Here is a 19,893-nt window from a genome sequence, read left to right as displayed (position 1 = left end):
AACCGCTGTAGGATTGCTATATCTACTGATTTTTCACATACTGTTTAAATAAGCCTTGCACGGTCAACAGGGACGCGCCATTATTATCGCTGACTTTTTCGATTAAACCCCGTTTCCGCAAAGATTGGATCGCGGTCAAAAAATCCGCATCCGGTAGGGGCGAATGGCCATTCGCCCCTACGGGTTTCTGGAAAATATCGGCGGCTTCTTGGTTGACTAACCATTGGATGACTATTTTTTCAGATGCCGATAACCGTTGATAATATTCTTGTAATCTGGGTTCTAAGTCGCCGAGAAATAAGGTAGGATAAGATAAGAAGCGATCGACGCTGCGGTTAAATAAGTCTTCAATGGTAGCGGCAACGATATTTAACCAGGACGGGTTGCCGCTATAAATTTGGATTAGTTCCCCCCATTTATCGTCATCCTTTAACCCTTTGTTGCTTAATATTTCTCCTGCTGCTGCTTCTCTCAAACCTCCCAGTTGTAAGCTACGGCAATGGCGGTTTTCTCCTTCTAAGGTGGCAATTTCTGTGGGTTTTTCCCAACTGAGGATGAGGAAGCAACTTTTGTGAGGCGATCGCGCCATTTCTTTGAGGAATTTCCCATAACTTTCGGCTTCTGGGAGATAAGTGCCTGCGAATTTTTCAGGGGCAAACAGTTCTTGGAAGTCATCGAGAATAATCAGGCAACGGTTTAAACGCAAATAGTCGATGAGGGATGATGATTTCGTTTCCTGATTTTGGGAAAAAAACTCAATTAAATTGGTTTGGAAAGATTTTAGGGTGAGAGTTTCGCTACAGTTGCGCCAAAGAATATAGTCAAAGTTATCTTTAATTTGTTCTACCAGTTCTCTAGCGAGGGTGGTTTTGCCCATTCCCGGCAAGCCAAAGATAGTAATAAGGCGGATTTTTTCGTCCAAAATCCACTTTTTTAGGGTGGTTATTTCGGCACGGCGGTTGTTATGATGCTCCCAGTCCGGGGCTTCGGTTAAATTGTGGCGTTGTTCTGGTTGTTTGCTAGGGGAATTTGTGGAGGAATTGGCAGAGGGCGATCGCAATTTTCCTGTGTTGTCAGAGTGCCAACTTTCTCCACAAAATTTTATTTCACCCTGATTAAAATTACTTTGGACAAAGTTTTGAATCTTAGATTTAGAAATATAAAAACGTTCCATTGTAGCGCGGAAGTTTTTCTTATCTATTTTTTCGTCTAACTCATCGGATATTAATTTCCATAAACTAGCCGCTACTCGCTTAACATTTGGTTCGCTACAGTGATAATCCTCGGCGATATCTCTGTATTTTTGACTATCCCAAGCCCCTGCTAAAATTGCCTGTTGCAGACTATTTAAGTGCGCTCCTGTTTTGGCAAATACTAATTTATCAGCCCATGCGAGGACTTCATTAACATCCATCAGCGATACATATCTTAGTAATTTTTAGGCAATTTTACTACCTTTTGCACCCTTTTGCTACCTTTTGCAACTAAACTTTACTTTTTTGTACCAACGGGGGGCGAAAGAGGATGCTTCCGAAGAGGCGATCGAAGCATATTCTAGTTATTTTTACGGATTTTTGCTACCTATTGCAACTTTTTGCTACTTAAATATACTTTTTGCAACCAATCATGGTTTAGGAAGGTCGGTTAAAGTCTATACCAGAATAGACTTTTTATTACTTTATTAATCAGCAGAAATATTTAATAATAAGGTATGAATTTAGCTGATATTTTATAGGAATTTTCATAAATAAAATTCATCCAAATTATATGAAAAGCCCTATCACCTTAGAAAAATATAATTATTAATGCGGCAGGCCGTATTATCACTATGGAACAGTGGATTAACTTTGATCGGTCGCTCAATCAACGCTTGAACCGTGAGGCTTTAGATCAACAACAAAGCAAAGCTAAAAACTTTTCTCTTGAAGGCCATGCTTTAGTTCGAGGTGTAGCCGGTTCTGGAAAGTCACTTGTCTTGAGAAATCGAGTTGAAAAACTCATTGATGATGGCTATGATAATATTTTAGTGCTGTGCTATAACCGCTTTATGAACGGTTGGATTGACTCAAAACTAAGAGAAAAAAGGTTAAACTTAGATATAACCTGTAAAACCTTCCACAGTTGGGCATATCGAATTGGATATGATTATAAATGGGACGATCATCCGGATTCCCGACAAAAAATTATCAACTTAGTCGAAGAAAACTCAAAACATCGCTATCAAGCAATTTTAATTGACGAAGCGCAGGACTTTTACGACGAATGGTTCCAAGCAATGCTACCAGCAGTCAATCCAGACACAAATTCTATTTTTTTTGTTTATGATAACACTCAATCAGTTTATGGGCAACCTCATCGGCTTAAAGACCGTTGGACATGGAAATCTCTTGGGTTTACAATTCCTGGTGGTCGTTCTCAAATATTTGATCTTAACTATCGAAACACCCCGGAAATATTGGAATTAGCTTGGCAATTTATTTTACCTTATTTGGCTAATGCTAAGATGAAAATTTCCAAGCGGGCTGAGGCGGGAGGAAACATTGGTCACATAGTCGAACCTGTAAAAAAAACTGCCCGCAGTTCTTCGATTAAACCAATACTGGTTAAAGGTGATCTATCTGCAAGTATTATCGCTAATCAAATTAAGTTGGCATTAAATAGCCATCCAGAATCTTCAGTTGGCGTTTTGCTACATCCCAATGAGGATAAAAGTTTTAAGAAAAACATTAGTGATTGTTTGTGGGATCTAAATATCGATCATCATGCACCAATGCGTTCAATAGAACGAAATAGTAACGTTGTAGATAGACCATTTGTCATCATTGATTCCTGGAATGCTCTTAAAGGAGTTGAATTTGATGCAGTGATCATTGCCGGGATAGATAAGGTAAAAGATTTACCAGACCCCGATGAAGATTTCAAAGAAAAAGCTGGGTTATATACAGCAATGACACGGGCAAGAGATCATATGATTATGTTATATGATAATGAAACTCCAGTAGTCAAGCAGATTGAAAAAATTCTAGCCTCCCCAGATGTTTTATCTTTCGATATAGATATGAGGCAATCCGCTTAATTTGTTTAGTGAAAAGGTGATCGCTTTCTTATTTGCTAGAAAACCGGTTTTTTTATTCCTGCATCAAAGAAACCGGGTTTCTGTTGTGAAAATAACAGTTAACTGTGGCAGCACAAAAAAAACCCGGTTTCTGTGTACCCGTTTCTTTGCCCCGAAAAAGAAACCGGGTTTCTGTGGTGGAAATAACAGTTAACTGTGACAGCACAAAAAGAAACCCGGTTTCTGTGTACCCGTTTCTTTGCCCCGAAAAAGAAACCGGGTTTCTGTTGCGGAAATAACAGTTAACTGTGACAGCACAAAAAGAAACCCGGTTTCTGTGTGCCCGTTTCTGTGGCAAGAGGCGTTCGCGCAGCGTCCCGGAGGGAATCGCTATTTTATTTTCCATTGGGGCGATCTTAAATTAAAAAATTTCTCCAGATAAAAGACGACCATCCACGCGCTCGTAGTCATCTTCAATTAGCCACGAGTGTGCTTCATCATAAATAGCGCTCTCAAACAAAGGCTTGTAGTTAGCAGTTGCATCATAAATACAACAATTTCCTTGTTTGCCGCCGACTAACATCAAAATCCGAGGTGGAAAAATAATCGGATCTACCCATAACTCGATAAATTCCCAATCATCGCTTTTGGCGACGAGGTTTTGTGCGAGGGATAACATGGTATTTATTATCTCCTGTCATCGACACTTATATTTAAGCTTAACCATCGATTATACATAATTTTCATCTTTAATCGTTGCAGCGATCGCCTCTTTGCCCCGAAAAAGAAACCGGGTTTCTATGACAATTTTGGTGGGATTACAGAGATTTTCTATAGAAACCCGGTTTCTGTCTCCCTGGTTTCTGTGGCAAGAAGCGATCGCGCAGCGTTCCTGCGAGAGAATCGCTATTTTATTTCCAGAAAAGCGATCGCGAACATAGCAAGTAAGGGTAGGTAGCCGATCGCACCAAAATGGATTATAATCGAATAGCTTAAATCAGTCGAGGTAATGATTAATGAAATTAACAGCAACAGAACAGGGCTTATTAATTCCTAAAGACATATTAGGAGACAGTCAAGAATTTGAACTTACCCAAGAACAAGGAAAAATTATTATTACGGTCATCAAAAAACCATCTTCTATTTGGGATTTAGGTTCAAATCCTGTGGAATGTGATGTAAAAGATGCCGCCATCAACCACGATCGCTATCTGTATAACCAATGAAAAACATTTATTTTGTGGATACCAGCTATATTTTGGCTCTGGAAATTAAAAATGAAGCGGCTGATAAACAAGTATTACAAAATTGGGCTATTTTAGCACAATCAAAACCTGTTTTAGTAACTAGAAAATACATTTATGATGAAGTTGTCACTTTTTTTAATATTCGAAACCTTCATCATAAATTGAAGTTGGTAATCGCCTCTTTTCAAGTCCCGATATAGAGTTAGTAGAGATTAATAGAACTTTATTTAATCAGGGCTGGCAATATTTTCAAAAATATCAAGACAAGTCTTATTCCCTCACTGATTGTTTATCATTTATCGTTATGGAAGAACGAGGGATTATTACAGCTTTAACCTTAGATCATCATTTTATTCAAGCTGGATTTCAAATTTTCCCATCATCACTTAATTAAAAATACGGTTTAATTTCAGAAAAGCGATCGCTCTTTTATTTTCCATTCACGCGATCGCTATTTTATTCCTGCATAAAGAAACCGGTTTTCTTTGGTGAATATGTAGGGGCGAATGGCCATTCGCCCCTAGGCAGCACAAAAAGAAACCCGGTTTCTGTGTGCTCGTTTCTTTGTCGAGAGGCGATTCCGCAAAGCGGATCGATCAAAGCGAATCGCACAGCGTACCGGAGGGAATCGCTATTTTATTTAGTAGAAAAGCGATCGCGCTTTTATTCCTTCAATTGACACATTCCCCGATCCACGAGCGAGAAATCTCTGTCCCCCACGGTGTACCTCATGCTACAACTAATATTATAGAGATACCCTCCAGCGACAATGGCACCTAAGCCTAGGAGGGCGGTTCCGGTTAGCAGTCCTTGATTTAGTCTTACCAGTGGGAGATAGTCCATAGTTTGTTACCCCAGGCAGCAAGGTTATGGCAGATAGTTTAGCATCTGAGAAACCGGGTTTCTGGCAGAGGTTATGCCAGAAACCCGGTTTCTTGCCCTGGCTGGTTTAACCTAGGGCTAATAAATCATCGGCAACTGTCACAAACCGGGAAATAAGTTCAGCGGGAGTCACACCGACGACAATGCCCAAAGCGGTGCCAAAAAACTCCGAACCCGGTTGATTATTTCTAATTAGTACCCCGTCAACTTTGGCATTCACAATAGTGGTATCATTTGGGGCAATTAAGTCCGGGGAAAAACCACTCACGGCGGATGTTTGGTCTGGGAATAACTTAAAAATACTTAATTGAGTGGTTAGGTCAATGGTGAATACTTCTAAAGTAATATTACTCGCAGTCAGACCATTGGTCAAACCAATACTATCCTCCGATGAATTAAAGCCAAAAATCAAATCTGCTTGGTTCGGGTCAAAGGCTGGGGCATCGGTTCTCAGCACATAAAGATCCTGACCTTCTCCTCCAAAGAGAAAATCCTGATTCATATCACCAATTAAGGTATCATTTCCCGCTGAACCAATTAAAATATCCTCCCCTTGACCACCACGAATAATATCATTGTCTTCCCCACCGACCACTAAATCGTTACCTAAGTTGCCATTGAGAATATCGTTGCCATTTTCGCCAAATAGGACATCATTATCTCTTCCGCCTAATAAAATATCGTCACCATTACCCCCAAATAAAGTATCATCTCCGGCATTGCCGTTGATTTGTTCATTGCCTGAAGAACCAGTGATTAAATCATTGCCCGCGAGTCCCCGTAACCCTTCGGGAAATGCTGATAATTCACCAATAGTTAGTGAATAATTATCATTTTGTTCGGTTAAATTTTTGTAAATTGGTGGGGGTGGTGGAGGCGGTGGTGCTGGGGTTGGGGTTGGGGTTGGAGTTGGGGTTGTCACAGGGGAAGATACTGGGGCTGTCTCTTTTGTTGTGGTTGCCCCTCCGGTTAATGTGTCTCTATCTGGTAATATTAAAACTGCTTGAGTCATTTTAGATATCCTTGCTATATCTTCAAGATTATTTGCTGTGAGGATTTCTTACTTTTCAGGCATTAACCAACCAATCTTACCAATATTTTTTGTGAATATTGGTTGGCTGCGAGAAATCCTATCCCAGAGATAAGAAGGAGTCTGGCACACTTTGAAAAATTGAATTATTATTGATTTGGGCTTCAGTGACATTTAAGACAATCCCCAAAACTGTATTGAGGAACGGAGAATTTCTTTCATTATTACGAATCAGGACTCCTTGAACGGTGCCATCCCCATTTGGATCTAGGACTTGGGTAGGAATTTCTGTCTCTGAAGAAAAATTTTCTCCGTTGAAACTTGTTAAAAAATCCAGCCTACTGCCTAAGTTTAAACTAATGGTTTCAAAGCTTAGGTCACTTCTAGAAAGTCCCCCAGTTAGACCAATTTTATCATTGTTGGGATCAAAGTCAATGATCCAATCTGCGAATGAGGCGATCGCTTCTGCGGTTTCGGTTCTGAGGATAAACAAATCATCTCCATCGTTACCCATTAAATAGTCGGTGCCAAAATCACCAATCAGAGTATCGCGGCCTTCTCCTCCCAGCAAGAGGTCATTATCTTGACCTCCGCGCACAATATCATTGCTATTACCTCCTAATACTAAGTCATTTCCTCGATTCCCATTGACAATATCGTTGCCATCTTCCCCAAAGATGCGATCGCTATTTTGGCCACCTCGCAATGTATCGTCACCCCCTCCACCCAGGAGGCTATCAAATCCCAGATTACCATTGATGGCTTCACCGCTTGATGAACCGACGATCGTATCATTGCCACCAAGGGATCGCAAACCTCCGGTAAAGTTTGCCAGTTCATTAGGGCTTAATCGTTTATTATCATCATCGTTGGTTAAGTCTTTAAAATCACTGTCCGTGAAGACGGTTCCCCCGGTTACAGCGGTTGAGGTTGAACTGCCTGATGTGGTTGAATTTGTGCTGTTTTTACTCGCTTCTATGGCGGCTAACAATTCTTCGATTGTCGGGTTTTTGTCAACTGCTTGAGGCATAGTTTTTCTCCATAATTTATGATAACATAATCTAGTAGGGTGGGCATTGCCCACCATTGTTTATCTCCTACCAATTCGTTGATAAAAATCAATCATAAAACTCAAAGTTTAAAGCCAATTTCTGCTAATTTGCTGCGTAGTTGCTCTGCTGCCGGAGACTGACGTTGTTCATATTCCGCGATCGCACTTTTAAAGGCGTCCATCGCTTCCAGGATGTTCCCTGATTTTAACAATGTCACCCCTAAATTTTGGTAAGCTTCCGCATAGTCCGGCTTCAGGGCAATGGCTTGTTTATAATTGGCGATCGCTTCTGGGATGCGGCCTTTTTGTCTCAGGGCTAAAGCTAAATTAAAATAACCGGCTGGTAAACTGGGGTCGATTTGTAAAACCGTCTCATAAACTGCGATCGCCCCGGTTAAATCTCCAGTTTCAAGCAATAAATTGCCCAAATTATTATAGGCGCCTAATTTCAATGGCAGGAACATTTCCTGTTTAATAGCCGCTGCATATTCTGCCTTAGCTTTTGACAGTTTTTTCAAGCAACTATAGGCAATTCCTAAATGATAGTGAAGTTCATATTTTACCGCATTTTCAATCGTTTGATTGCTAACTAATCCTAACTGCAATAATTGAATGCCGCGATTCACTTCACCGATTTGCACATACAACGCACCGAGCTTACTACAAGTATAAGCATCATTGGGATGATCCAGCAAATATTGTTCTAAAATCTCTTGTGCCATTGCCAGTTTATTTTTTTCAGCGATCGCCCCTGGTTGATAACCTGTATGTAAAATCGCCACCTTTGCCAAAGAACCGACCGCCCATCGATCCGGTTCTGCCTGCATTAATCGACTGACACTATCATCCACCATCGCATGATAAGGATGCTCAAAGTAAATATCTGGATGATTGCGAAATAATCGGGATACCAAAGAATAAGGAGATTGACTTGCCCCCAATTCTTGACGCACTAAATTAATTAACAGATAGAGATCGCTTTCAATAGCGTTTTTAATATCTGGGATCACTTCTGGGGTCAACATTTCATCCGCATCTAAAACCAATACCCAATCCCCAGTCACATATTTTAACGACTCATTCCGAGCGGCAGCAAAGTCATTATGCCAATCAAAATCATAAACCTTTGCCCCCATTTCCTGGGCAATTTCTGGGGTGCGATCGCTCGACCCCGTATCCAGCACCACCATCTCATCTACTAAACCGGCCACACTACCGAGACATTGCGGCAAAGCGGCTTCCTCATTTTTGGCGATCGCGCACAAGCTTAACTTCATCTGACAACAACTTCCCCATAATTCACAGCGTCGTTGCCATTTTAGCAGGGGGGCGGGGCCGCCATCGGCCGCCATCGGCCGCCATCGGGGGGAAAGTGAAAAGTGGTAGGGGCGAATGGCCATTCGCCCGTACAAGTGAAAAGTTATGCATAAATATCACTATTCACTATTCACTATTCACTCTTCACTCTTCCCTACACCCTACACTCTACACCCTACACGACGGCGGCTTCCCTACGCCCTACAGATAACTAATTTTCTGGCAGATTCAAGCTAATCACTTCATTAGCCTCATTCAGAACAACGATCAAGTCAATCGTTTGCTTTTCAAATTCGCAGGTAATCACAACCGCATTGCCCAGATTCTCGCGAATCTCAACCTGCTGCTTAAAGTCGCCATTTTGCTGAATAAACTTGCTCCACTCGGCCTCAAGATTCTCCGCAGTCACCTTTTGTTCAGCATCATATTTCGTTGCTGCTGTTTCAAAGTCGCCCTCAGCCATTAGCCTAATCAACTCCTGCGCGATCGCCTCTGAGGTCTGTGACTGAGCCAGGATTTCAGGATAGGCTACATCGGAATAAGCTTGGGCATAAGCCGGAATAGCGGTGCCAAAAACCAAGGAACCGAACAAACACAAAGAAATCGATGTTTTCATCATTTTGTCCTCATAAGATTACTTTCATTTTAATTCATGGCTTCAAAAACCCCATCGGGCAAGCCGTACCAGAATTGTGACGCCTCGGCTTGTCGTCTGCTGCCAGTGGGATTAAAGCTGACCCAAATGGGTTGATGCATCAGTCTTATGATAGCCTAAAAGCCTCTTAATCAATTCCCGGTTCCCGGTTCCCGGTTCCCCGTTACTTCTTGGTTGAAAAAAATCGCGATTTCTTAGTCTGTGATGTGCGATCGCGCATAATCAGCATTTTTAGCTGGCTTTTGCTCAACACCTCTATTTGTTTCACAACCGGGCTATGAGTTAAGATAGAATATAGTGACCAGCCCCGAAAATCTACATGATCAACGATCAAGAATTTCTTCACGGTGCAGCATTCTTAAAACTGATTAATGCTGGAGAGCGAATTACGATCGCCCATCTTGCCGAAATTCATCCATCAATTTACTTGATTTCCAGCGATCGTAATCAGTCGGCTGTTCTGTTCAAAGTCTCGAAAAAACCAAAATCTGCATGGTCTTTTACCTTAAGTACCCAGGAAGAATCCGCTCTGGGTACTATGCATTCCCAGTATCCTGATTATTCGTTATTCCTGGCTCTAGTCTGTCACAGAGACGGGATTTGCTGCATTGCAGAGGAGCGGCTTCGGACTGTCTTGGACAAAAATGCTAACATAAGTAATCAGTACATTTCCGTGTCCAGAACCCCTCGCGGCAGCTATCATGTAAGCGGCCCAGGGAGACAGAAAATGGAACAAACTGTACCCCAGAGTGATTGGCCTCGCGTAATTTTGTCACCAAAAAATGCTAGATATGAGTAATACACTAATTAAACCTGATATAAAAAGTGATGGATATTGCATCAGAAAGCTGATGCAAAAACTTGAAGGTAAAATTGGAGTTGAAGCGGCTAATCAATTAAAGACCACGGCTGTGGAAATTGTTCAGAATTGTGTGGATGTTTACTCCCAAAAATTTGGTGATGGGGATGTGGGGTCTACCGGAACTGGTCGGGTCAGCCGTCCGTACAAAGGTCGAATTCCTAATGGCACTACGGGTTTAATTTACGGCAGAGTTCAAAGCGGCAAGACGAACACGACGATCGCCACATTAGCGATCGCCCAAGAAAATAATTTTCGCTGTTTTATTGTTTTAACTTCTGACAATACTTGGCTGGGAAAACAAACCGCCAATCGATTTAATAATCAGCTAAGAGGTGGGCCGGTTGTATTTGATTGGGAACAATGGAAAAAAGATCCCAGGGATTTTGCGGAAAGTAAATTGCTTCCTTATATTGAAGATACGGGAGTTGTTCTAGTTTCCACAAAAAACAACAAGCATCTAGATCATTTGTTACAAGTTCTCAAGTATGCTAAAGCCAAAAATGTCCCCACTTTGATTTTTGATGATGAAGCGGATAATGCGAGTTTGAATACCAACGAATCTAAACAATCAAAAAATGGCGAAAATAGTATTCCCAATAGTGCAATTTTTGATAAAATTTGTGATATCAGGCAATTGCCAATCATATTTATTTACAAATTACCGCTACACTTGGATCGCATATTTTCCCCCAAGCACCGTTATGGAAAGCAGGAGATGTTCGGGAAAACACTAATCAGTTAAATAAACTTTTAGCTGAGTATAGCGATGACGATAAATACTACGAAGTAAATATTAATTTCTTAATTGAAATTCTCTCATATATGCCAAGTCAGAAGGTTGGCTTAGGAAAATGGGAGGATGAGCGAGTCAAAGAACTTCTCCAGCAAATGAAGGCTAAAGGTATTGAAAAAGGACGGCTCAATGTTCGTCGTGGCCAAAATAAAAATGCTGAAGGACTGGACTTACAACGCCAAGAATCTGGCAATTGGTCTGGATATGGTTTTGCCACCAGTAAATGGCTGACTAAACCAAAACGAGATTATCCAGATGTTCCTACTCTAGTTGTTATGTACGAAAAAGGCGAAAAGGAAAAAAAGTGGGATGATCAACCACTCTATCTACCGATGTTGATTATTCCCAAAGGTAAGTTTGTGTTTATGTTCAATGATTCTAATAATGCTGATGAAATAGAAGATGAGTTACACTGGGAAATTCCTGATGAAATCGATGAGCAAGCATGGCTCCAGGCAGCGGCAAGTAATCCAGTCTTTGATTTCCTCAAAGATCCTGAAGAAGATATTTATACATTAGCGGATGGGAAGCCATTTAATGACTAAAGGTAAAGTATTGTGCCTTTCCCATTTGATGATCTATCAAGTACAAAGGTGCGTCCTGCTGTTTGTCTGACGAATCCTATCGGGCAATATCAGCATATTATTTTAGCGTTTATTACCAGTAAAATTCCTGGTAAGTTACTCGACAGTGACTATGTTTTAGATCAAAGTCATTCAGACTTTACAGCGAGTGGGCTGCACAAGTCATCTACGATCAGGTTGGATCATTTGATGACTGTGAGACAGTCAATAATTCAGCGTGAACTAGGAGAATTGTCATCCCAGACACAAGCTGAAATCGCTCAAAAATTGAGTCAGCTACTCAATAATTAATAATTTTCTGTGGGTCAACCCTTGGTCAGGGAATGGTTAGTTAGTCGGTGGGGCTAAAAAAGCCCAACCGACTATTTTATGGACGAGCGGGATTTTGGGCAATACCACTTTTCCCTCTAAAGGATTGATACGCCGCTTGAGAAATTTGCCGAATTAACTCCGAAGCCCCTGGGTCATCATGGGGACGCTTGACGATCACCGATGCCAGATAGCGCTTGCCGTTGGGCAGATCCACGATGCCCGTATCCGCCAGCACTGAGCCAATATTGCCGGTTTTGTGGGCAATGGTGGCATCATCGCCTAAGCCTTGAGGTAATAAGCTATTGTTCTCGGTGGCTTGCATGATGTCCAGGACGCGATCGCGACTCCGCAAAGACAACAGCCCCCCTTTTTCCACCATTGCCATCAGAGAAACTAAATCCTTGGGGCTGGTGGTATTCGTGCCTTGAATATCCGGTAAAAAATTTTGAATCTGGGTGGAAGCCAAGCCCCAAGACTGGAAACGCTGATTCAGGACATTTTGCCCCCCCAAGCGAGCAATCAGCATATTCGTTGCCGTATTGTCGCTGATGGTAATCATTTTTCTGGCGGTTTCCAGTACGGTGTACTGAGTGCCCACGGGCTGATCCTGCATATCCCCAGAACCTTCTGCCACATATTCCGCTTGCATGGTCAAAGGTTCATCAAGGCGGATCTTGCCCGCATCAACTTCTTGAAATAAGGCAATCAGAATCGGCACCTTAATAGTGCTGGCTGCCGAAAAAGTATTGTTGCCGTTCATATCCAAATAAGCCCCGGTATCGAGATCCACAAAAAAGACCCCAGGGGTTAATTGAGAATAAGAAGCGCTTAAAGTTTGGATTTCATTTTTTAACTGGACAATTTCTTGACCTAAATGTAGTGCGTTTAAGGAATTCACTCTTAAATTCCCAGAGTTCCCGGAATTGGGGGAGCCCGTAGCCACCGCATCCCCACTAGCGGATAATCCAGCCACATTTTGGGCCTCTGGGTTACGAATTGATAACAAAGTCCCGGCGATCGCCGCTAAACCCACACCCACAATCAACAACCGAACCCCAGACAACAACGGAGAGAAACGGGCGCTCGCCAAGCGTGCCGGAGGCATCTCTCGCCTGGGTTTAGTCTTTCTTTGTTTTCTCTGCTGAGAGGTTGGTTGCCGAGATTTTTGGGGCGATCGCTCCCGAACAGGTTGACTGTTCTGAGCCTTTGATCCAGTCCCGGCGCTATCACCGGAGGGATTTTGACGACTAGACATTCTTGGGGAGGGTCTCACGGAGGAAGCGCGATCACTGAAACCTTCTCTAGAATTGGCTCTAGAATTGGCTCTAGAATTGGCTCTAGAATTGACTCTAGAATTGGCTCTAGAATTACCTCTAGAACTGGGAATCGTCACAGAACCTTGAGGGGGTCTGGATGAAGCACTTTGATTAGGGGCGATCGCCGAATCCAGTCGGGGGTCTCGCAACAAATTGGGGCGAACTCGATCGGCTACTGGCGAAGCAATCACCGGCGGAAGACTCACGGGCGATGATTTCTGAACTTTCACTGATACCCTGCCTGGAGTGACACGCGATCGCTTGCTGGACCCAAGATCGGGAAACTGGATAGTTTTTCCTGCCGACTGACGGGAGGATGCTTGAGCAGAGAATTTCTCATATGGCTGTCCCACCTCTTGACTAGAGGAAACAACCGACAAAAAAGACCGAATCGGATACCTTTGAGCCACACCTCACTCCTGTTTATTTCATTAATTAATATCTGAATCCATCAATATCCATAAATAATTTAGGCGATTATGGGATTTCTATCCGGTAGGACTTACCCTGTAGGGGCAACCTCCGCCACAGAAAACTCCCCTACAGATTTCTGGGACATTGCTGAATTGACCCAGCCATTTCAATGCAGTAGTCATATCCGAATTATCGATAGATAGATATATCAATAGATAGATGCGATCGCTTCTCGACACACCCAGGCGAAATCCCTGGAGACTTGATTTTAGTCATCCGTGCTACTGACTTTTAAGTCGGAAATTGCCCATTCTACCTGAGAAAGAATTCCCCGCAGCATCGCTAATTCCTGATTAGATAGTCCTGCACGATTATAAATTCTTCGGAATTTTTCCATCCGGGTGGCAGCGGTATGGGGATAAAGATACCCAATTTTGAGCAAGAGGCTTTCTAGATGCTGATAATATCCCTCGATCGCTTCCATTGAGGCAGAGGGGTTAGACTCCACAGGCGTTAAACCCCGCATGGCTGCCGGTGGCATATTTTCCGTCACTGACTGGGACAGTTCATAAGCACAAATCGCCACGGACTGAGCCAGATTTAAGGAGGGATAAGCGTCTGAAGTCGGAATGCGGACAAATCTCTGGGCATAATTCAATTCCTGATTACTTAAACCGCGATCTTCCGGGCCAAAAATTAAAGCCGAGGGAGTGGATGAATCACAAAGCCAGGGTAAGGCAACTCTAGGAGATTCTAATACCGTATCCAGCGCTCGCGGACGGGCTGTAGTGGCGATCGCACGCACACACCCTGTCAATGCTTCTGGTAAGCAGCCCACCACCTGAGCATTTTCTAAAATATCTTGAGCATGAACCGCCATCCGGCGGGCTTCTTCCCCCAAAGGATCGCAATGAGGATTTACCAAAACTAACTGAGAAAGTCCCAGATTTTTCAAAGTTCGGGCGATCGTGCCCACATTCAGCGCCCCTGCCGGTTCCACTAAAATAATTCTTACCGCAGCTAATAATTGTTCATTCATCCATTCATCACCCTAAAACTAGCGATTCCCTAGGGGGCGCTTCGCGATCGCCAGGGCGTTTCCCGAAGCGCCCCTACTTTTCCCCATTCACTTTTTGAATACCGATTCAGTAATTTTAAGATTTTTTGGCCAAAAATCATCAGAATTGACCTATTTTATTTACCACTTTAATAGAGCATAAACCTGAAAGTTATAGCCATAATTATAGCTATTATTAGCTATTAGTAGGTTGGGTTTCGGTCTTCAACCCAACCAACGCATTCGCGGGGACAGGATCTAAAATTTTCAGGGGTTCATTTCCCTAAATTTAAATTACTATGATCAATCTCAATTGATCTAAATTTAGGGGCTAATTAGCGGCTAATAAAGTGAGTCCAAAACTGACCATCAGGCATACAAGTATTCCTAATCAGATTATAACTGTAGTGGAGAAATGCCCCACTCAGGTCTGTACGATAGCCCGTGGAAAACCACTCCCCGTAGGGGTCATGGACAATAAATCCATTTTGATCGTAGCCAACTAAAACAATAATATGACCAAAAGAAGTAAAGTATCCATGCACCACTACCGGGTTGCCCTTGGCTATATGCTCCTTCGCTCGGTCAATGGTGCCCCAAACGGTGAAATCGTCTCGGCGGCCATAATCACGCACCACTTTCGCCAGGTCTTGAGGAGAATGACGACTTAATCCGCTATCGAGCATATAACGATACAGTTCGTCCTCTAGCTGCCTGTACCGCAAATCATAGCGTCTCACCCCCAGATACTCCAAACACATGGCGATCGAAGTAACATTACAAGAACCCGTTGGGTTATACCAGTTGTCCAACTGAGATTTAAAGGGCACATTCAGTCTGACTTGTCTCGGCGGGCCACTGTTAATAATCTGTTGCGTCCCATCAACGATTTTGACGTGCTCGTCGTAGGCATACCAAACCCTTTGACTACTCACCGGCTGAGAGAATGTCACCTTATAGTGACGCCGGTGCCCCGCTTCATAATCTACCAGAGCAAATGACTGACCCGGTTCAGCGTCCAGGATCTCACTAGGGCTTAATTCCCTGGACTGAAGAGGCCGCAGTTTGAGCTTGGTCTTGATAATTATGCTTAAAACCGGATTATTCGTCGGCAGGTTTTGTGGCTGTACCGTTAACAGTTGTCTGGCGGTTTGCGGACCAAGACTATCTGGTTCGGTGGTAATTCCCACCAGGGTTTGAAATCGCCGAAACGCTGCGGTAGTCTTGGGGCCGAAAATGCCATCGACCGGGGGATCAAGTAACCTCAGTGCGATTAAACGTTGTTGCACTTGACTGCTCAGAGCAAAATTCTGAGCTACTTGGGATAAAGGTAATCGAGTGGTAATTTGTTCTAGTCTCATTTGGCTGCAATTCTTTATGGGTTTATGAAATAGATGACTTACGCACCATATTTATATTCTGACATTGGGGCAACCACCGCCAACGGATTGCCCCTACTTATTTTATCTGTGAGATTAGTCTATGAGGATGCTTGATGGTTGACAGTGGAAAGCATTTATAGACTACCAAATCTAGAATACTCCCAAGGAGTCTGCGGCAATATTACCAAAAAGGCTGATTATGGATATGAATGCTGACCCGCTACCCGCTGAGAAAATCTACATCATTTATGTCCTCTCGGAAGCGCGAGAACCCATTTCCCAGCGGTTGCTGGCTAAGTTCACCGGGATAGCAGAATATAAGCTGCCGCCAGTGTTGAAGGAATGGCGGCAGTTTTTGCGGTTACAAAAGATTCAGGAAGAACCTCGCTACAGCGTCTATCATGCCTCGTTTAGCGACTTTCTCAACGAGCAAGCCAAAGATTCAGGAGTTGACCTAGAAGAGATTAACCGCCGTATGGGTGACAATTTAGCCGATGGAGCGCCTCTATGACCACAGAATTAGGAGATTGGATTCAGCAACAGTTACCAGAAGACCGCCTGCACCTCCTCCGACATCAACCCAGTTATTTTGCCAAGGGGGGACAGGTACAGCGGTTGGTAGCTTGGTTGACGGATTTTGGCTTTTTGGAGCAAAAGTTAGAGGCGGTGGGGATCAACCCGTTAATTGATGATTATGATTTGGCATTACCCTTGGTATCGGAAACGGAACAACAGACGTTAAGCCTAATTCAAGGGGCGTTGCGGCTATCGGCACATATTTTAGACCAGGATAAGACCCAACTAGCGGGGCAAATGCTGGGGCGGTTATTGTCGTTTTCTCAGCCTGAAATTGTCGCGTTACTGGAACAGGTCAAACAAGCCCAAAAAAAAACCCTGGTTGCGTCCCCTCTCCCCCACCCTCACTCCTCCCGGTGGAGCACTGATTCGCACCCTCACCGGGCATAATGACTCGGTATATGCAGTCGCCATTACCCCCGATGGCAAAATCGCTGTTTCTGGTTCTTATGATAACACCCTGAAACTGTGGGAGTTAGGGACGGGAAATGAGGTGGCGACGTTTAGAGGGGAGTTTGGTGGGTTTAACTGTTGTGCGATCGCAGCTGATGGGGTGACGGTGGTGGCGGGGGATTGGTCGGGGCGGGTGCATTTTCTGCGGTTGGAGGGGGTGTGAGGGAGCAGAGGGGCTGGGGAGCAGGGGTGCAGGGGTGCCCGCCATCGGCAGGGGTGCCCGCCATCGGCAGGGGTGGGGAGAAACCTTCTTTGCTTGCATCCGAGTGACCTGCCCTACAGCTATAATGGCGAGAAAGCAGGTTTCTGGAGAAAGTGATGCCAATTACCTTAAACAAGCAACAAGAGGAGTTTATCGCTGCCCAGTTAGCCCAGGGCAATTTTAACCATCCTGATGAAGAGGTGAATGCAGCGTTTAAATTGCTAGAAAAATTGCAAACTGAATACCAAGACTGGCTCACCGAAACCCTTGCTAAAGTACAATCTGCCGCCTTAGAATTGGATAATGGCGAAGGCTTAGATGGGGAAACTTTTGTTTTAGACATTTTGGAGCGTTTTCACCAAGCCAAGGGAGAAGCGCAGTGAGTCAGTACCGGATATCCCTATCCGCCAGTCAAGATTTGAACCAGATTTATGAGTATTTTTTAGCCCGAAATCTGACAGCAGGGGAGCGTTTTTTTGCAGAATTTAACCAGAAATGCAAATACTTAACCCAGTTCCCTTATCTGGGAAAAAGTTACGATTATTTATTGGCGGATTTGCGCGGTTTACCTTGATATGGCTACATTATTTTTTATCGGGTCAGAGGGGAAATGGTCGATTTTTTGCGGGTTGTGCATGGCAGACAAGACCTAGAAGAATTGTTTAGCGATTGATAAATCAAAGGATGAAACTAGCTGAAGCCATACTCACTGCAGATGCGAGGAGTTTCTTAATCAGATTTGGGTGAGGATGCAGAGATTGTCATAGAAACCCGGTTTCTCGGAAGTGAAAAGCTTCTCGCATTGCCACTTCACTAGGCCCAGTCCGCACCAAAATTGAACGCACTAAAGAGCCAAATATGCGCCACCCCACCAGACTTAAACTTGCATGGCGTGTTGATACCAATAAATCATCTAGTCGAATTTGACAAACGCCATCAAAAATCACCGCATTGGCGATCGCATCTTCTGGATCACCGGGCAAAGGTGGCAGACACATCCTCTGGTGGACGTGAACTTTAGCATTTCACTTAGAAGCTGTTTGGCATTCGGATCGTTGGCACGAATGGGTTGTAATCGCAACAAAAAGGCGTAATTACGGCGACCAGGTACAAGATCGTAGAAGTAGCAATGGCAAATTTAATCCCCGCGATCCGTTCTCCGAGGAAATAAGCCGCATCTGTGCTGATAATATGCCCCTACAAAAGAGTAAAGGGGTCTTCTGTCTCATCAATCAGACCCCTTGCCAAGACATCCTGATACTCAATGGGCTGGCATACCAGTGCGCCTTCTTCTCCAAAGACAAGCTGGCGGTGTTTGGTTTTGCCCAGTTTATTGGCGAACTCCTGAATTATCTCTAAAGCCTGAGAATCATGGGAGAGATTTTTTAACTGCTTTTCTAACTCCGCTAGACTGGGAGGCGGTTGATTGTTCATTGTCCCCGTGATTTAGTCTTCTAGTCCATTGGGCTGGGCAGTTTCGCCGATTTGCTGACGCGATAGCCTTGCTTCATGCAGGGGGTGAGGAATGCGATCGCGATCGAGTATCACCTCCTCTTCCTCATTTTGGTCTAAGGTTTCCGGTTCCAAAGCATCAAAGGTATCGCGCACCGGGAGTTCCGGCAAATTGCCTAGCATAGCCACCGCTTCCGCCAGTAAATTTAAGTTTTCTTCATCGGGATGCTTCTGGGCAGCGCGTACCGCTAGAACCACTACCCGGAGTCCTCCCCGCAGGCGATCGACATCCCGGGCTAAACCATACAAGGTCTGAAAATCATGCTCTTCAATAATACGATATTGGCCTGATTTGGTATGAAGGGTGGCAATAACCCGATCCTTGACTGAACTCAGGGTTTTCGCCCCTTCTAGACGAAATTGCTCAAACGACTTCCAGGTTTGACCAACTCGTAAGCTGAGCCCGCTTTGATTTTTTACAGGCGTCGCCATAATTCCACCTCCTGTGGACATCATAGCAAAAAACCAACGAAAAGCCAATGTTTTTACAATTCTCAAGATGTGGGTGGGGGCTAGAAACCTTCGATACTAGATTTCGGTGGGGATACAGAGGTTATGGCAGCCCCGGTTTCTGAGGGTTGCTGGGTTTTCGGGTGGGGGGATGCGAGAAACCGGGTTTCTTAATCAGATTTGGGTGAGGATGCAAAGGTTATGGCATTGGGTCCCGGTTTCTCGTTATGTTTTTGTCTGACCCAATTCCCCGTTTTCTACTTAGGATATAGTTGGTATTTTTAATTAAATTAAAATTCAATTAAAAATAGATTTTTTTCATCAGTTTAATCTGATTTATAATCAGAACGTGATTGTAAAAAATAAACCTTATTTTTTGTTAATTTGTAAACGAAAAAATGCTCTAACTCAATTTATTATGGTTTTCATTAAATTGTTTTTTATTTTTAGGACTCAATTCCTAAATCCTCTTTTAATTCAGCTACCGTTTGAGGAGTTGTGGTGCTATTTTCTGACCATTCTAAAGCACGAAATAAACGTTTCGCATTTTCGGGCGATCGCAGTAAATAGACACATTATAATAAACTCTCTAGCTCATCTTCGGCAATTAACGCCACATTTTTCTCATTGCGGCGCTTAATGACCACAATCTGACGCTCATCACACACTTGATCCAAAATAGTGGCTAAATTCATTCTCGCTTGAGAATAAGTGGTTTCTTTGCTTAACATCATTTTTGCTAG

Annotated in this window: 28 protein-coding genes; 13 read left to right on the top strand and 15 right to left on the bottom strand. The window is 43.5% G+C overall.

Translation table 11 applies throughout. From position 1 onward, the window contains the following. Nucleotides 1–22: 22 nt before the first annotated feature. The gene (locus ABWT76_RS19770; RefSeq protein WP_354634839.1) at nucleotides 23–1,414 is read right to left on the bottom strand and encodes an NB-ARC domain-containing protein; all 1,392 of its coding nucleotides are present in this window, start codon (nucleotides 1,412–1,414) and stop codon (nucleotides 23–25) included. Nucleotides 1,415–1,828: 414 nt separating this feature from the next. On the opposite strand from ABWT76_RS19770, the gene ABWT76_RS19765 reads away from it, so the two are divergent. Next, nucleotides 1,829–3,076 (top strand): UvrD-helicase domain-containing protein, encoded by a 1,248-nt coding sequence (locus ABWT76_RS19765; protein ID WP_354634838.1) that lies wholly within the window; start codon nucleotides 1,829–1,831, stop codon nucleotides 3,074–3,076. 52 nt (nucleotides 3,077–3,128) lie between these two features. Here ABWT76_RS19765 and ABWT76_RS19760 read toward each other — a convergent pair whose 3' ends face one another. Continuing rightward, a complete protein-coding gene (locus ABWT76_RS19760; protein ID WP_354634837.1) occupies nucleotides 3,129–3,461 on the bottom strand; it encodes a hypothetical protein in 333 nt (110 codons plus the stop codon). Between the two features lie 15 nt (nucleotides 3,462–3,476). Beyond that, on the bottom strand, nucleotides 3,477–3,734 hold the full coding sequence (locus ABWT76_RS19755; protein ID WP_190877254.1) for a hypothetical protein: 258 nt from the start codon (nucleotides 3,732–3,734) through the stop codon (nucleotides 3,477–3,479). 121 nt (nucleotides 3,735–3,855) lie between these two features. Here ABWT76_RS19755 and ABWT76_RS19750 point away from each other — a divergent pair, with 121 nt between their 5' ends. The 3 genes from ABWT76_RS19750 to ABWT76_RS19740 all read left to right on the top strand — a co-directional run bounded on the left by ABWT76_RS19750 (nucleotide 3,856) and on the right by ABWT76_RS19740 (nucleotide 4,502). Further along, the gene (locus tag ABWT76_RS19750; RefSeq protein ID WP_354634836.1) at nucleotides 3,856–3,996 is read left to right on the top strand and encodes a hypothetical protein; all 141 of its coding nucleotides are present in this window, start codon (nucleotides 3,856–3,858) and stop codon (nucleotides 3,994–3,996) included. 75 nt (nucleotides 3,997–4,071) lie between these two features. Continuing rightward, on the top strand, nucleotides 4,072–4,281 hold the full coding sequence (locus tag ABWT76_RS19745; protein ID WP_054465310.1) for a hypothetical protein: 210 nt from the start codon (nucleotides 4,072–4,074) through the stop codon (nucleotides 4,279–4,281). After that, nucleotides 4,278–4,502, top strand: a complete 225-nt coding sequence (locus tag ABWT76_RS19740; protein WP_354634835.1) for a hypothetical protein — start codon at nucleotides 4,278–4,280, stop codon at nucleotides 4,500–4,502. Before ABWT76_RS19745 ends, ABWT76_RS19740 begins: the two co-directional genes overlap by 4 nt. A 463-nt stretch (nucleotides 4,503–4,965) precedes the next feature. Here ABWT76_RS19740 and ABWT76_RS19735 read toward each other — a convergent pair whose 3' ends face one another. The 5 genes from ABWT76_RS19735 to ABWT76_RS19715 all read right to left on the bottom strand — a co-directional run bounded on the left by ABWT76_RS19735 (nucleotide 4,966) and on the right by ABWT76_RS19715 (nucleotide 9,201). Next, entirely contained in the window at nucleotides 4,966–5,145 is a 180-nt protein-coding gene (locus ABWT76_RS19735; RefSeq protein ID WP_156331585.1) for a hypothetical protein, read from the bottom strand. Between the two features lie 106 nt (nucleotides 5,146–5,251). Continuing rightward, the gene (locus ABWT76_RS19730) at nucleotides 5,252–6,196 is read right to left on the bottom strand and encodes a calcium-binding protein (RefSeq protein ID WP_054465311.1); all 945 of its coding nucleotides are present in this window, start codon (nucleotides 6,194–6,196) and stop codon (nucleotides 5,252–5,254) included. A 118-nt stretch (nucleotides 6,197–6,314) separates the two neighbouring features. Then, the gene (locus ABWT76_RS19725; RefSeq protein WP_054465312.1) at nucleotides 6,315–7,244 is read right to left on the bottom strand and encodes a calcium-binding protein; all 930 of its coding nucleotides are present in this window, start codon (nucleotides 7,242–7,244) and stop codon (nucleotides 6,315–6,317) included. A 101-nt stretch (nucleotides 7,245–7,345) separates the two neighbouring features. Then, complete coding sequence (locus ABWT76_RS19720) at nucleotides 7,346–8,542, bottom strand: TPR domain-containing glycosyltransferase (RefSeq protein ID WP_054465366.1); 1,197 nt, start codon at nucleotides 8,540–8,542, stop codon at nucleotides 7,346–7,348. Between the two features lie 251 nt (nucleotides 8,543–8,793). After that, nucleotides 8,794–9,201, bottom strand: coding sequence for a DUF3887 domain-containing protein (locus ABWT76_RS19715; RefSeq protein WP_082348773.1), 408 nt, complete (start codon nucleotides 9,199–9,201; stop codon nucleotides 8,794–8,796). 355 nt (nucleotides 9,202–9,556) lie between these two features. Between ABWT76_RS19715 and ABWT76_RS19710 the strand changes: the two genes are divergently transcribed. The 4 genes from ABWT76_RS19710 to ABWT76_RS19695 all read left to right on the top strand — a co-directional run bounded on the left by ABWT76_RS19710 (nucleotide 9,557) and on the right by ABWT76_RS19695 (nucleotide 11,767). Further along, nucleotides 9,557–10,036 carry a hypothetical protein gene (locus ABWT76_RS19710; protein WP_054465314.1) on the top strand — a complete coding sequence of 160 codons (480 nt, stop codon included), beginning with the start codon at nucleotides 9,557–9,559 and terminating at the stop codon, nucleotides 10,034–10,036. Continuing rightward, nucleotides 10,029–10,841 (top strand): hypothetical protein, encoded by an 813-nt coding sequence (locus ABWT76_RS19705; protein ID WP_354634834.1) that lies wholly within the window; start codon nucleotides 10,029–10,031, stop codon nucleotides 10,839–10,841. Before ABWT76_RS19710 ends, ABWT76_RS19705 begins: the two co-directional genes overlap by 8 nt. Before the next feature lie 80 nt (nucleotides 10,842–10,921). After that, a complete protein-coding gene (locus ABWT76_RS19700; protein ID WP_354634833.1) occupies nucleotides 10,922–11,437 on the top strand; it encodes a hypothetical protein in 516 nt (171 codons plus the stop codon). A gap of 48 nt (nucleotides 11,438–11,485) precedes the next feature. After that, nucleotides 11,486–11,767, top strand: a complete 282-nt coding sequence (locus tag ABWT76_RS19695) for a type II toxin-antitoxin system PemK/MazF family toxin (RefSeq protein WP_231636669.1) — start codon at nucleotides 11,486–11,488, stop codon at nucleotides 11,765–11,767. 76 nt (nucleotides 11,768–11,843) lie between these two features. On the opposite strand, the gene ABWT76_RS19690 is transcribed toward ABWT76_RS19695, so the two are convergent. The 3 genes from ABWT76_RS19690 to ABWT76_RS19680 all read right to left on the bottom strand — a co-directional run bounded on the left by ABWT76_RS19690 (nucleotide 11,844) and on the right by ABWT76_RS19680 (nucleotide 15,936). Further along, nucleotides 11,844–13,514, bottom strand: a complete 1,671-nt coding sequence (locus tag ABWT76_RS19690) for a serine hydrolase (protein ID WP_199317242.1) — start codon at nucleotides 13,512–13,514, stop codon at nucleotides 11,844–11,846. Between the two features lie 272 nt (nucleotides 13,515–13,786). Continuing rightward, the gene (locus tag ABWT76_RS19685; RefSeq protein ID WP_354634832.1) at nucleotides 13,787–14,557 is read right to left on the bottom strand and encodes an RNA methyltransferase; all 771 of its coding nucleotides are present in this window, start codon (nucleotides 14,555–14,557) and stop codon (nucleotides 13,787–13,789) included. Nucleotides 14,558–14,910: 353 nt separating this feature from the next. Then, nucleotides 14,911–15,936, bottom strand: coding sequence for a C39 family peptidase (locus ABWT76_RS19680; RefSeq protein ID WP_054465321.1), 1,026 nt, complete (start codon nucleotides 15,934–15,936; stop codon nucleotides 14,911–14,913). 220 nt (nucleotides 15,937–16,156) lie between these two features. Between ABWT76_RS19680 and ABWT76_RS19675 the strand changes: the two genes are divergently transcribed. From ABWT76_RS19675 to ABWT76_RS19655, 5 genes are all read left to right on the top strand, one after another. Then, nucleotides 16,157–16,468: a hypothetical protein gene (locus ABWT76_RS19675; RefSeq protein WP_054465323.1), complete on the top strand. Its 312-nt coding sequence runs from the start codon at nucleotides 16,157–16,159 to the stop codon at nucleotides 16,466–16,468. After that, nucleotides 16,465–16,923 carry a hypothetical protein gene (locus ABWT76_RS19670; protein ID WP_242049752.1) on the top strand — a complete coding sequence of 153 codons (459 nt, stop codon included), beginning with the start codon at nucleotides 16,465–16,467 and terminating at the stop codon, nucleotides 16,921–16,923. Before ABWT76_RS19675 ends, ABWT76_RS19670 begins: the two co-directional genes overlap by 4 nt. Then, nucleotides 16,856–17,149 carry a WD40 repeat domain-containing protein gene (locus tag ABWT76_RS19665; protein WP_242049750.1) on the top strand — a complete coding sequence of 98 codons (294 nt, stop codon included), beginning with the start codon at nucleotides 16,856–16,858 and terminating at the stop codon, nucleotides 17,147–17,149. The genes ABWT76_RS19670 and ABWT76_RS19665 overlap by 68 nt, the downstream gene beginning before the upstream one ends. 155 nt (nucleotides 17,150–17,304) lie before the next feature. Next, complete coding sequence (locus ABWT76_RS19660; protein WP_054467241.1) at nucleotides 17,305–17,571, top strand: hypothetical protein; 267 nt, start codon at nucleotides 17,305–17,307, stop codon at nucleotides 17,569–17,571. After that, a complete protein-coding gene (locus ABWT76_RS19655) occupies nucleotides 17,568–17,762 on the top strand; it encodes a type II toxin-antitoxin system RelE/ParE family toxin (RefSeq protein ID WP_231636833.1) in 195 nt (64 codons plus the stop codon). Before ABWT76_RS19660 ends, ABWT76_RS19655 begins: the two co-directional genes overlap by 4 nt. A 187-nt stretch (nucleotides 17,763–17,949) precedes the next feature. Here the strand turns inward: ABWT76_RS19655 and ABWT76_RS19650 are convergent, their stop codons facing one another. The 4 genes from ABWT76_RS19650 to ABWT76_RS19635 all read right to left on the bottom strand — a co-directional run bounded on the left by ABWT76_RS19650 (nucleotide 17,950) and on the right by ABWT76_RS19635 (nucleotide 19,884). Then, nucleotides 17,950–18,186 carry a hypothetical protein gene (locus tag ABWT76_RS19650; RefSeq protein WP_197285323.1) on the bottom strand — a complete coding sequence of 79 codons (237 nt, stop codon included), beginning with the start codon at nucleotides 18,184–18,186 and terminating at the stop codon, nucleotides 17,950–17,952. Between the two features lie 199 nt (nucleotides 18,187–18,385). Continuing rightward, nucleotides 18,386–18,622, bottom strand: coding sequence for a hypothetical protein (locus ABWT76_RS19645; protein WP_197285322.1), 237 nt, complete (start codon nucleotides 18,620–18,622; stop codon nucleotides 18,386–18,388). A 12-nt stretch (nucleotides 18,623–18,634) separates the two neighbouring features. Beyond that, complete coding sequence (locus tag ABWT76_RS19640) at nucleotides 18,635–19,132, bottom strand: hypothetical protein (protein WP_054467239.1); 498 nt, start codon at nucleotides 19,130–19,132, stop codon at nucleotides 18,635–18,637. Between the two features lie 593 nt (nucleotides 19,133–19,725). Further along, nucleotides 19,726–19,884 (bottom strand): type II toxin-antitoxin system Phd/YefM family antitoxin, encoded by a 159-nt coding sequence (locus tag ABWT76_RS19635; RefSeq protein WP_231636832.1) that lies wholly within the window; start codon nucleotides 19,882–19,884, stop codon nucleotides 19,726–19,728. Nucleotides 19,885–19,893 lie beyond the last annotated feature (9 nt).

The organism is Planktothricoides raciborskii GIHE-MW2, from assembly GCF_040564635.1.
Classification (GTDB): Bacteria; Cyanobacteriota; Cyanobacteriia; order Cyanobacteriales; family Laspinemataceae; genus Planktothricoides; species Planktothricoides raciborskii.
This window is presented reverse-complemented; position numbering and strand designations above follow the sequence as displayed.